Source organism: Thermoplasmata archaeon (assembly GCA_038874435.1).
Taxonomy (GTDB): domain Archaea; phylum Thermoplasmatota; class Thermoplasmata; order Lutacidiplasmatales; family SKW197; genus SKW197.
In genome coordinates this window covers 100,180-112,584 of sequence record JAVZCK010000006.1, presented here as the reverse complement: position 1 = coordinate 112,584, position 12,405 = coordinate 100,180, and the positions used below count along the sequence as shown (strand labels likewise).

Genomic DNA, 12,405 nt, shown 5'->3' with positions numbered 1-12,405 from the left:
GCAATTCCCTTCTTTTTGTAGCGTTTGACCCATTCTGGTAGTTCTGTCATATTACTCAAAGCAGTAATATCAAAGGGATTAATAAAACTTTCGGTGCGCTCATGGAAAATTGCATACTGGCAAGACGGATTTACTCCTGAGGTATCAAAATCTCATTGTGCCTATTACACAATCTTTGGGAAGTTAGTGTGTACTCGCTCAATGTTTAATAGCATCTTCACAATCTGGACACGGGGTATTTCAGTAATCTTGGCAAGCAAATTTGATGTAAATTCTTCCCCAAGCACACTTGCTGCATCTAGTAATTCTCTTTCTTCCTTTGTCAACCGTTGTACTCGCATCAAAACCAACTCATAAACTCTTTCAGGAATCTGCAGTTTCTCCAGATTGTAATGCCATTTTCCATCCTCAAAATACAGTTCCTTTTCCTCAAACAAGTTCTTTAGGATTTCCACAACGAAGAAAGTATTCCCCTCTGTTTCCCTGTAAATTTTTTCTGTAAACTCCTGAGCAATCTCAGTACCAAGCACACTGCAAATCAGGGCATGGCATCCTTCCTTGTCCAGCCGCTTTAACTCAACCTTTTCAAGTAACTCCTCTTTTTCCATCTTCTCCATTGTCTCAACTAGCTGATGAACCTTTCCGTCATATCTTGCTACAATCTCGTCACTTCTATAAGTGCCAATGATAAGCACCCCATTTTTTCTAGTGTTCCTAGCGATATAGTGGAGCATAGCCAAACTTGAGGGGTCGCTCCACTGCAAATCATCGATGAAAATAAGCACTGGCTTTTGCGCAGATTTTCTCTGTAAACCCCTCGCCACATTCTCAAACAAATTTACCTGTCTTATTTTCGCATCTTCCGCTGCATAATCAATGCCTTCATATTTTCCTCTTAAAAAGAGGGTCTTGAGCTTGTCCTCAATTGCAGCAATTTGAGAGGCCTCTATCGTCTCAAGCCCTCCACACAACCCCTTTTCAATATCTTCCAGAATTTCCCGCAGGTCAGAAATCAGATATTCATTTTCTCTCCCAGTGGTAACTGCTACAAGGTTCAGCAACTTACCAGGCACATTCACAATGTGAAAATTCCCATAACCCATGTGTCCAATTTGCTCAGCCACATAACTCTGCTGCATTTGGGCAATTGAATCCTTAACAAAGGTTTCCACTGCTGTCACCATGCCCATGAAAATGTCAGAGTCCATTGTCTCCTTCCGCTCATACTTTGCAATTATTATTCCACCTTTTTTCACACAATAAATTCCCTCTATTTTCGGTGGTTTAGTTTCTGTGAGCAAATGCTCCAGCCCTGCCTCCTTAAGCAATTCTGCCATTGGTGCATACGGTGCCAACGACTCAAGAAAACACTTGGCCTTAAACACCTGATAACCATTTTCCTCTGCTACCTCAATCAATTCCTCCACAAGCCGTGTCTTACCCACACCACTTTCGCCAGCAATTAAAAGAGTTGAGCCAACACCTTGCATTGTTTTTTCAAGTTTCTCCTTTAGCAACTCAAACTCTTTCTTTCTAGCAACAAATTTTGGTGGAAGGTTAATGTGTGGCATTCATTATGATGTATTTAAATTGGATATTTATCAATTTGCATGTTTTTCACAATCTACCTGCGGCTAGGAGTTCCCTCAACCTTGGCATCCTTAGCAATCCATACTCTGTCCAGCCCACGACCTCCGCCTCCAGATAGTCAGCATGTCTCAGCGAGGGCAGGAGCACATCCCCATCAGCTAGGTCATGCCCGTATGTCCAGGGAGAGAAGGCAGGCAACAAGAGAAACCGATTCTGGCTCCAGAGAAAGACAGGCATTTTCACATAGCCGCCAACCCTGTCGGAAAGTTTCACTGCAGGATGCTCATGCCCCAGCACATAGATGCTGCCAGGCCTGAAACTGAATTCTTTATGTCCGTGCAGAAAAATAAAGTTTCCCAGTTCAAGGCACTCTACAAATTTCACATTTTGTTTTGAAGTAATGCTCTGCAAAAAATTATCATGGTTTCCTCGCACAATCCACACATCTACAGTTTCTGCCAGATAATCCAGAATTTCAGGTACTCCCTCCCATTCCTCTTTTACATTGCCAGAAAAAGTATGCTTGAAATCGCCATTGACCACGAGCTTCTCTGGTTTATACCTCTCAATGAGCTTCCCAATTCTTTCCTGCATCTCCTGAATGTGCACATTCATTTCCACGCCCAGCATCCCACTTTCAAGCCCAATGTGGAGGTCAGAGATTACACAGACCGAAAGTGGTTTCAGAAAGACAGCTCGATGCTCTGAGAGAAAGATACCATTTGCAATCTCAATCTCATGCTGGAATACCATTGCTCTCACTCGCCAGTAATTCCATGAGCTTTCTGTGCAATCCCATAATGTATTCTTTTCTGTCTGCCATTAGCACAATGTCTGAGACACTTGCAGCCACAATGTTAAAAGCAAAAGGAGAGGGCATGGGTAATCTGATGAATCTTATCTTGATTTTCTTCTCTCTCACCCCATTCCAGTATTTCACAGCATTCTCAATATCCATGCTATCTTCCAGAATCTCCCTGTAGGTTTCCTTAATGACTGGAAAATCAGGAAACTTCTGCTGCAGGAGTTTGACAAGAATCTGGGCATCGTACTGCTGGTAATGAACACTTTTTGTGTGCTCTCCATATTTTCGCAGGATGAGGAAGGAACGCACTGCCACATGCCTGAATCTGCGTTTGAACATCTCAGTGTTTCCAATCGCTTTCATTACAAGTTCCTCAAGCTTCTCCTGGAAAATTGCAGCAATTTCCTCTCTACTCAGTTTCTCCTCGAGCGTGAGCATGAACCCATTGTCATTAACGCTCACACGGACACTGCCTCTTTTTTTGTTGGCTACAGCATGAGCCACAGCCCTGCTTATCGCATCATTTGCTCGCCTTCCAATGAGAGAGTGGAACACATAACAGTAAAGTCCATCCTCATCCATAAATTCCTCAATCAGAAGCTCATTTTTCTCTGGCACATGAACATACTTTTCCTGTTCCTTGAAGTAAGTGTAGATTGCATTTGCAGTCCCAGAGTCAATCTCCAGATAACTGGCTATTTGTTCTATTGCCTTCTCCTTTTTCTCCTTCAAAATTTTCCGCATCCAATCCCTGAATTCTGCTATGTGAAGTGCCAAATCATACTGGAGGGGAAGCATTTCAGAGAACCATGCTGGAACTGTGGGTTTCTTAGTGGGCTGGGGAATAACGAATGCTCTCATGCTTCTTAATTTTCTGAACTCGTAGGTCTTGCCGCCTAGCACAAAAATGTCACCAACTGATAGCCGTTCCACAAATTCCTCCTCCAGCTTTCCGATGAAACGATGGTCTCCATCTGTGTATACCTTTATTGCCACTTCATCAGGTATTGTGCCGGAGTTCATGTAATAGATTGCTCTTGTCATCTTTCCGCGCCTACCAAACTCGTTCCCATCATACCAGATTTTGCCATAAACTCTTTGTGTCTCAAGATATTTGTTTCCGGACAGGTAGGAAAGCACGCTTTTGAAATCCTCAAAGGCCAATTCGTTGTAGGGCATTGCCTTCCGCACCATATCGTATGCATCGCTTACATTCCATTTCTTCTCCAAACTCATGCCCACAAGATGCTGGGCGAGAACATCCAGACAGTTTCGTGGAATCTTCACTCTTTCCAGTTTTCGCTCCCTTGCATACTTCGCAAGCACCGCACATTCTACAAGGTCATCTCTGTCCAGCACAATTATTCTGCCTTTTGAGATTTCATGGAGCTTGTGTCCACTTCTCCCGATTCTCTGCACGCCCCTGGTTGCACTTTTGGGTGAGCCGAGCAGAAGCACGAGGTCTATGTAGCCGATGTCAATTCCCAGTTCTAAACTCGTTGAACTCACAACTGCTCTGTATTTTCCATTCTTGAGACCCTCCTCCACTTCGAGCCGCACATCCCTGGAAAGGGAGCTGTGGTGGGCGCCGATGTCATCAACCAGGTTCTCGCTCAGGCCATTGCCCATTTCCTGCTTCAGATGGAAAACTACTCTTTCAGTAGCGCTTCTGGTGTTTGTGAAAACAAGTGTTGTCCTATGGCTCTTTATGTGCTCGAGCACTGCCTTGTAAAGTTTTCTGCTCAGTTCTTCAGAGGGTGTGTAAATGAAATCAGAGACTGGAGAAATCACCCTGATGTCCATTTTCTTTGCGAAATTAACATCCACAATTACGCAGTTTCTTGGTTTCTTTTCCTCAGGGTTTTCAAAGCCAACGAGGAATTTTGCCACCTCCTCAAGTGGATGTATTGTGGCAGAGAGCCCTATTCTAACTGGCTCTTTTTTCATTCTGTGAACGAGGCGTTCCAGTGAGAGCGAAAGATGCACGCCCCTTTTGTTTTCAGCCAGTGCATGGATTTCGTCCACAATTATCCATTTCAGACCCAGCAATTTCTCTGAAAATTTCGGGGCATTGAGGGCAATTGCAATGCTCTCTGGTGTTGTGATGAGCACATGAGGTGGTTTCCTGAGCATTTTGGCTTTCACATCTGCTGGTGTGTCGCTCGTTCTTACTCCAACACGGATTCTGGAGGCATATTGTGTGAGCTGGCTTATTTCCTTCAATGGAATCTCCAGATTTCTCTGGATGTCGTTGTTCAGGGCTTTGAGCGGAGAGATGTAGAGTACATAGATTCTATCCTCAAGCTCGTTTTTCTTCGCAAGGGTGAGCAGATGGTCAATTGAAAAGAGAAAAGCACTGAGGGTTTTACCAGAGCCGGTTGGTGAAGTGATAAGCACATTGTTTGCCTTTGAGATGTAGTAAAGTGCATATTTTTGGGCTGGTGTGAAGTCCTCAAATGTCTGAAAAAACCATTGCTTTATCTCCTCATTCTCAATTGTTTTAAGCACGGATTTTTTGTCTGGCTCCTTCCTCGCAAACCTGATACCCTGCATTTGTTGTAACATTAGTTCGGGGATAGATAAAGATAGTGATTGGAGCAGGTGATGTACAATAAACCAGTATGCATGTTCACTGCAACTTTCCCATTTCCTCCCTAACTCTTTCTGCCCACACCCTGTTCCCAATCTTCTCAAAGAAAGCCAGTGCTCTCTCAAGCAACGCTTTATCTCTCCTCAGCTTCCCAAGCTCAAATAAGGTCTTGTGGTAATCCACATCCAGTTTACCAATACTTTCGTAAATTTCAACCGCTTTTGATAATGTTTCTATCCCTTCCTCTCCCTTTCCATCAACCACCAAAAGTTTACCTAACACTCTAAGAAACGCACCTTCAATATCTTTCAATCCTAGCGTCCTGACTATTTCCTTTGCCTCATCTAGATGTTTTTCACATGCCTTAATGTCCCCAGATATCAGTCTGCACTCACCAATTCTAATCAAGTTCTGACAGACCAGTGATCTATCACCAATCTCAGAAGCAAGTTGGAGAGCTTTTGTGTAGAGTTCTAATGCCTTCCCATACTCTCCTTGCTGAAAATAACAATCTCCAATGTAATCTGAGGAAAAAACAGCACTCCAAACATCGCCAATTTTTTCATTAATCTCTAAGCTTTTGAGATGATATTCCATTGCTTTTTCGTTTTCACCCATGTGCTGATAGATAATTCCAATGTTGTTGTAGGACATGGCAGTGCCCCACAAATCCCCGATTTTCTCCTTCAATTTTAAGCTCTTTCTGTGATAGGCCAGTGCCTCTTCATAGTCACCTTGGTCTTGGTATATGACGCCAATGTTATTGTATGAGAGAGCGATGCCCCAAACATCGCCAATTTTCTCCCTTAATTCTAAGCTCTTTGTGTGGTATGCCAGTGCCTTTTCATAATCCCCTTTATCGTTACAGATTACTCCGATGTTATTGTATGTTGATGCCAAACCCCTTAAATCTTTTGTTTTCTCACGGATTGCCTGCGCAACAGTTAATAATTCCAAAGCCTTTTCATAATCTCCAAGATACCAGTAGCATGTTCCCATTCTATGAATTGCCTTTCCATTTTCTTTCTCAGCCTTCAACCTTTCAAATACATTAGAAGCCTTTACCTCACTCTCAATCGCTTTTCTGTATTCTCCTTTTCGCTCATACACCAAGCCCTTTGTGCTCCATGCCATTGCCTGCTCCAATTCTGCATTGCTATCCTCAAGCAACTTTTTCTCTCCCTTTTCTATCTCAATCAACGCGCTTTCATAATCCCCTTTGCAAATGTAAATTTCTGCTCTTTTTATGTGATTTTTTCCAATCTCTGCTGGCCTGTCCAGTGTTACCTCTATTCTTCTTTCAAGTATCTCAAGTGCATCATTATATCTGCCCTCCAATTCTAGTACTTCCGCTAAATCCAAGTACACTTCTCCCTTTAGGTTCATCTCTTCTGGTGTGTTACCAATCGCCTCAACTACTTCATTCAATAGTCCAATTGCCTCTGCATTTGCAAATCTTCTAGCCGCAGCTCTGCCTGCTTTTATGCCATACTCGATAAACTTCTCACGATTTCCAGCTTCTCTGTAATGCCGTGCAAGTGCACCCCAGTATTTTTCTTCACTGGCATGCAATTCCTCAATTATTTTCCCTGCCTTTTGATGCATCAACCTTTTGCGAGAACTTGTGAGCTTTCCATATACTACATCGTAAACTGTGCTGCTTACAAACTTATACTCTTCCCCATCTCCAAGCTCAATGATGAAATTCTGTGCCATCAGCTCATCCATTGCATCTAGTAATTCTCCTTCACTTAAATCCACAAATTTTTTCATCACTTCGTACTCGCACACTTTACCCAGAATCGCTATCTCCACCAGCACACGCCTTGTTCTCTCATCCAGCTTTGAGACCCTGAGCTCTATGAGATTCTTAACGGTTGCTGGCAACCCCATTCTCTTGATAGTTTCTATGTTCTGGATTCTGTCCTCCTTTATTACCTCTAAAAATTCAATTACAAACAATGGGTTGCCAGATGTCCTTTCATAAATGTATTTTCCAATCTCTGTCGAATTCGCAAAGCCAAAGTGCTCAACTACCGCAACTGTCTCCTTCTCACCAAAATTCTCAAGCCTTAGAAGAGTATAGAGTTTCTCAATGTTCATATTTCTTAATGTCTTTGCAAATATGCTGTCTGTTGAGGCATGCTCCTCAACATGTGTGGCTACCACTACAATCCTTTCACTTTGCACATTTCTAGCAAGATAGTGAAAGAATGCAAGTGTTGCAGAATCAGCAAGATGCAAATCATCTATCACAAAAAGCACTGGCTGTTTCCTTGCTATTTCTACAAACTGTCGTAGCAAGTACTCAAGAATCCTTGTTCTCTCTTTAGCAAGGCCAGCAGGCGTCCTCTCTTCCACTTCCAGTCCCTGAAAGCCTGCAAGTCCCAGTGGTACATACTCTTCTGTATGCTCTCTAACTTTTTTTGCATAATTCTCAAGTACTGTGAGCACAGGGAAGTATGCTGGTTCATTACTACCGAGACAAAGGGATGAAAGCACAACAAAACCTTCGTCCTCGCAGATTTCAACAAATTTTTCAGCAAGCCTTGTTTTCCCGACACCGACATCACCAGTGATCAAAATCGTGCTCCCTTTTCCTTCTCTTGCCCTTTCCATCGCCGACTTCATAATCTCCAGTTCTCGTTCTCTGTTTACAAATGCTGGTGGAAATCTCTCTGTTTTCATACTCTCAGTTCAAACAGATAGTTTTGGTATTTAATTATTTTGTGTGTTCATTTTCCTACTCTTTCTTACATTCTTCAGATGCCATTATTATCGCTTGTTGTATGAAATCAATCTGAGCTGTGTCAGAACTCCAGGTCTCAAATAAATCTCCCTTGAGTCTAAGCGCAAAGATTTCCACTGAGAGGTTCCCTTTTCCAGTTCTCTTAAATAAAACTGCGAATTCCAGATCTTTTCCAGTGAAGTGGAGTGTTTCAGCATCTCCCAACTTCGGATAGGTTTGTGCAATTGTATAACCAGAATTTGCAAGTTTCTCAGAGAGTTTCGCTTTTAATTTTGCTGGGTCCATCTTTCCTTCTACAGACATTTCTGTGTGTTCGCAGAGCATTTTAGGTGCAATCCAGATAAGTTCCACATTTCCTTCCCATGTCCTTGCATACTCTCCAACGAGTTTCGTGGCAACCACGAAGATGAGAAAGTATGCAATAACTCCTACTCCTAACAATATCACTGCACAGAAGTTTAGCCAGGAGTAAGATGATGTTAACATGAGGGCTGAAATTATTCCCAGCATCGAAGGCGCTATTGGGAAAAGGAATGGAGTTAGCGAAGCGTGGATGCCTGTGGCGAGCATTGCACTCCTCACCCAGCTAATCTCTGGTTTTATTTTTTCGTCCACAAAGCCATGTTGCTTAAACTTTCTAAGGAACTTTATTGTGAGCACCACTCCAACAAGAAAATGGATTAGAGAAAGCAGTCCGATTGCCAGAGGAACTATGTAAAACATCCAGCGTGGCTTTCCTTTTATCCTTGAATTTCTCGCAATCCAGATGAAAGGAATGTACCAGGGTAGCACAAAAAGCAGAAGCACCAGGTAAACGCCAGAGATAGGGGTCCGATAAAATACCATGGAAATCTGGTAAGCAGTGCCCTGGAGGTGAATCCCTTCTGTGACCTCTGCATCTATATCAAAATCAGGTCCAGTCCCTGAAAACTCAAAATAGTAGCAGTTTTTACCATGGAGCGAGAGATAGGAACCGCCTCGAGGATTATCTTTCAGCATAAATGAGGAGGGCATTCCGATGAGCACCTGGATTTGCTGGTTTCCCTCCCATGATGTGGAGGTGCCCAGCGGATAGTAAATCTTTCCATCCACGAGTGGCATCTTCATGTTTATCTTAAGGCCAGCATATTCTTTCCCGTAACCGTAAAGCACAGCAATAATTTCGTTCAGTGTGTTGTAGAGTTTAGTGGATTCACCTGCCTCACCATAGAAGGTATTTTTCACATTCACAAAATAGGGATGGTTAATGAAGTCGTATGCACTTTCGTAACTGTAAAAATACAGAGTAGGATTCTCTTTTGTAAAATTTTTCAGGGCAGCAAGTGTCTTCGGACACCTAAGTGCAAATTCATTGAAATCTTCTTCTGGCACTGGTGGCATTGTTTTCAGCGTTATGTACACAAAATGGTAGTCAGCATAATTGTTGATAACATGCCAGAGTTTTTGCGGAATTGTGAGGTTCAAGCTGTAGATGAATTCTTTCAGCGACTCCTTTGAGGAGAAATTGAGCACAGAAACACTGTAGCCATTGCCGTAGGTAGAGTAGGAGACCGTGGGTGCGCTCAAACTACCTGCGTAAGTACCTGCTGAATTTATTAGAAATACACTTGCAGCAAGAGGTGTAAACAACTGGGAGATACTGAAACCTAACGCTGCTTTCATCACATTTGCATCAAATTCTTTTTTACCATTGCTGTAGTTTTCCACAGTTGACTTTGCCTCATTAATGCCGAGTTGCTCAAACTCCTCGTCAGAAACAATCTTCACATCATTTATTGTGGGCTTGGCTTTGAGGGGTACAAAATACTTTATCTCAGTGCCAGGGTCTAGTGAGACCATTGTCACAAACATGTCTATTGTCTGGGTTCTGTCTGGATTGAGTTCTATGTATGCCAGTTGCCTGGTTTCAAAGAGGACATCAATCTCTCTGGTAGGGATTGAAATGCCGTCTCCCACTGCAGGTCTCGTAACGCTTGGAATTATGCATGAAAATAGCATAACAGCACACACTATCTGAGCAAGCCAATTTACTCTCACATAAATCACCTTCTCATAAATATGATATAATTTAGAAATAAATAAATGTTTTGCAGGCTCATTGGTTATTCCCGTGCCAATTGCCTTTTACCCATCGTTACCTTTATCTTTATTTCAAGCATTCCATGAGCGTTATGCGGTCCTACATCTATGATACAGCAAAACTCAAGGAATGGATTCTGCGAGAAAAAATAAAAAAGTTTGGCGTTCAGTTACCAGCTGGCATCCTCCCTCAAGCTAGCGAAATTCTTGAAGAACTCTCTGTTTACGGTGAACCAGTTCTATATGCAGAGCCCTCATTCGGTGCCTGTGATTTTCCAGAGATAAGCACTCTGTCAGAGGTGGATGGGCTTGTTCAACTTGGACATGCGAAAATACCAGGCCTAGCAACCACTCAGAAAATTCTGTTCCTTGAACTCTACTCCAGAGCAGAGCCGATGCCACCTACTGGATTACCCGGAGAAATGGGAGAGCAAATCTGTCTATTTACGACTGTTCAGTATGTTAAACAACTCCAGAAAATCGCTACATTTTTTGAAGCTGAGAGTAAGAAGGTCCATATCCCTGAACCAAGAAACCGCACAATTCATCTAGGGCAGGTCTTGGGCTGTGATGTGAGTGCTGCTGCAGCATGCTCTGACACAGTGGATTCCTACATTTTTGTTGGCGATGGAATTTTCCATCCAATGGGGATAGCGATGCTCACTTCAAAACCAGTTTACAGGTATCACTTATCTGGAAGAATTGAACTAATAAAATTTGACAGAGAGAAATTTTTGAAGGCAGGCATCGGAAAGAGCTTTGCAGTGCAAGACGCAAAAAAAATTGGAATTGTGGTCTGCACAAAGCCAGGCCAGAAACGAATTCAACTTGCAAAACATCTTGAGAAAATTCTGAAGAGGCATAATAAAGCCACAAGGATGTTGTGGCTCAATACTCTCACACCTGAAATTCTTAATTATACTGGATTTGATGTACTCATCAGCACTGCCTGTCCGAGAATTGCGCTTGAGGACTATGGAAACTATAAAGTAACACTTTTAACACCACAAGAGGCCTTGCTCGGGTTGAAAGAAATAAAAAATTATGAGATTGACCAGTTTTTGCCAGAGCACATTTAGTCCATGTTTTCGTAGAATGCCAGATAGGCAAGATGTGTGTGATACAGGTCTGCCTTAGATGTGACTTCAAGCGGAGCATGCATACTCAACACTGCTGGACCACAATCCACAATGTCCATATTGTAAACTGCAAGATACTTGGACACAGTGCCGCCACCTCCTTCATCCACTTTTCCGAGCTCAGCTGACTGCCAGGCAACGCCTGCCTTGTTGAATATCTGTCTCACCTTTCCCATGTATTCCGCATGGGCATCGTTTGCACTGTATTTCCCACCGACGCCAGTGTATTTTGTAAGCACAATGCCATGTCCCATCTTTGCAGCATTGTTTAGGTCATGGACTTCTTTGTAGGTGGGATCAACGCCGGCATCTACATCACCAGACAATGCTTTGCTTCGTTCCAGCACTTCTTTCACATCGCAGCCGCAGTGATGTTCTGAACACATTGCACAGAGTTTTGCCACAAAATTCTCAAAGAAATAGGAGGTCGCACTGGTATTGCCAGCACTTCCAATCTCCTCCTTGTCAAAGAAAACTGCAAGACACCATCTATCTGGCTTCTTGAGTTCCATCAGGGCAGTGAGTGCAGTGTAAACGCAGACCCTGTCATCCTGTCCGTAGGCAAGTACAAAGCTTCTGTCAAAACCAGAGTCCATGGGAGCTACTGCAGGCACAGCTTCAAGTTCTGCAGACACAAAATCCTCTTCCACAATTCCGTAATTCTTGTTAAGATAATCTAGCACAGCCACCTTCACCTTCTGTTTCGCATCCTCGTCCTGCACTGGAATTGAGCCCACTATGATGTTTAATTCCTCACCTTTAATTCCATCAAACAGCTTTCTCTCACCCTGTACATTTCTTGCGAGGTGCGGCAGCAAGTCAGGGATGATGAACACCGGGTCTCCTTCTTTTTCACCTATTTTAATTGTGACTTTCTTCCCATCTTTTGTATAAACCACGCCATGGATTGCAAGCGGGAAGGCAACCCACTGGTACTTCTTGATTCCACCATAGTAATGGGTCTTGAAAAGGGCAATTTCTGTCTCGCCATCTTCGTAAAGCGGGAGCTGTTTTAAGTCAAGCCTCGGTGAATCCAGATGCGCAGAAATAATGTTAAGCCCTTCTCCTATGCTCTTTTTTCCTGCCACACCCAAAATCACCATCTTCTCCTTATTCACCTCGTAAAATCTATCGCCTGGTTTCATTTCCTTGATTTCCGAAAGCTCTCTGAAACCATTGGCTCTTGCAAGTTCTACAACCTTTGCAACTGTTTCCCTTTCTGTTTTCGCATCTTTCATAAATTTCTTATAACCTTCAGCATACTTGAAGAAATTATCAATGTCCTTTTTACTAGCTTTTTTCCAGATTGATTCTTTTTTTCTGAGCAAAACCTCTTCAATCTTCTTTGCTTTTTTCTTTGTCTTTGGCATTCTTTCACCATATTGGCTGATATATCAACAGGATATAACCCTTTCTCTATGCAAAAACTCTAAATCTCTATATCCATTGTCCA

The 12,405-nt window shown here is 42.8% G+C and carries 7 protein-coding genes; 1 reads left to right on the top strand and 6 read right to left on the bottom strand.

Annotated features, from left to right (window positions below; translation table 11 throughout):
• Window positions 1-164: 164 nt before the first annotated feature.
• The 5 genes from QXD64_04040 to QXD64_04020 all read right to left on the bottom strand — a co-directional run bounded on the left by QXD64_04040 (window position 165) and on the right by QXD64_04020 (window position 9,771).
• A complete protein-coding gene (locus QXD64_04040) occupies window positions 165-1,571 on the bottom strand; it encodes an AAA family ATPase (GenBank protein MEM3396484.1) in 1,407 nt (468 codons plus the stop codon).
• 46 nt (window positions 1,572-1,617) lie between these two features.
• Complete coding sequence (locus tag QXD64_04035; protein ID MEM3396483.1) at window positions 1,618-2,343, bottom strand: metallophosphoesterase; 726 nt, start codon at window positions 2,341-2,343, stop codon at window positions 1,618-1,620.
• The gene (locus tag QXD64_04030; GenBank protein MEM3396482.1) at window positions 2,327-4,948 is read right to left on the bottom strand and encodes an ATP-dependent helicase; all 2,622 of its coding nucleotides are present in this window, start codon (window positions 4,946-4,948) and stop codon (window positions 2,327-2,329) included. The genes QXD64_04035 and QXD64_04030 overlap by 17 nt, the downstream gene beginning before the upstream one ends.
• Window positions 4,949-5,024: 76 nt before the next feature.
• The gene (locus tag QXD64_04025; protein ID MEM3396481.1) at window positions 5,025-7,673 is read right to left on the bottom strand and encodes a tetratricopeptide repeat protein; all 2,649 of its coding nucleotides are present in this window, start codon (window positions 7,671-7,673) and stop codon (window positions 5,025-5,027) included.
• 55 nt (window positions 7,674-7,728) lie between these two features.
• Window positions 7,729-9,771, bottom strand: a complete 2,043-nt coding sequence (locus tag QXD64_04020) for a hypothetical protein (protein ID MEM3396480.1) — start codon at window positions 9,769-9,771, stop codon at window positions 7,729-7,731.
• A 125-nt stretch (window positions 9,772-9,896) separates the two neighbouring features.
• On the opposite strand from QXD64_04020, the gene dph2 reads away from it, so the two are divergent.
• Window positions 9,897-10,892, top strand: a complete 996-nt coding sequence (gene dph2, locus QXD64_04015; GenBank protein ID MEM3396479.1) for a diphthamide biosynthesis enzyme Dph2 — start codon at window positions 9,897-9,899, stop codon at window positions 10,890-10,892.
• On the opposite strand, the gene QXD64_04010 is transcribed toward dph2, so the two are convergent.
• Complete coding sequence (locus tag QXD64_04010) at window positions 10,889-12,322, bottom strand: aminopeptidase (GenBank protein ID MEM3396478.1); 1,434 nt, start codon at window positions 12,320-12,322, stop codon at window positions 10,889-10,891. The genes dph2 and QXD64_04010 overlap by 4 nt on opposite strands.
• Between the last annotated feature and the right edge of the window lie 83 nt (window positions 12,323-12,405).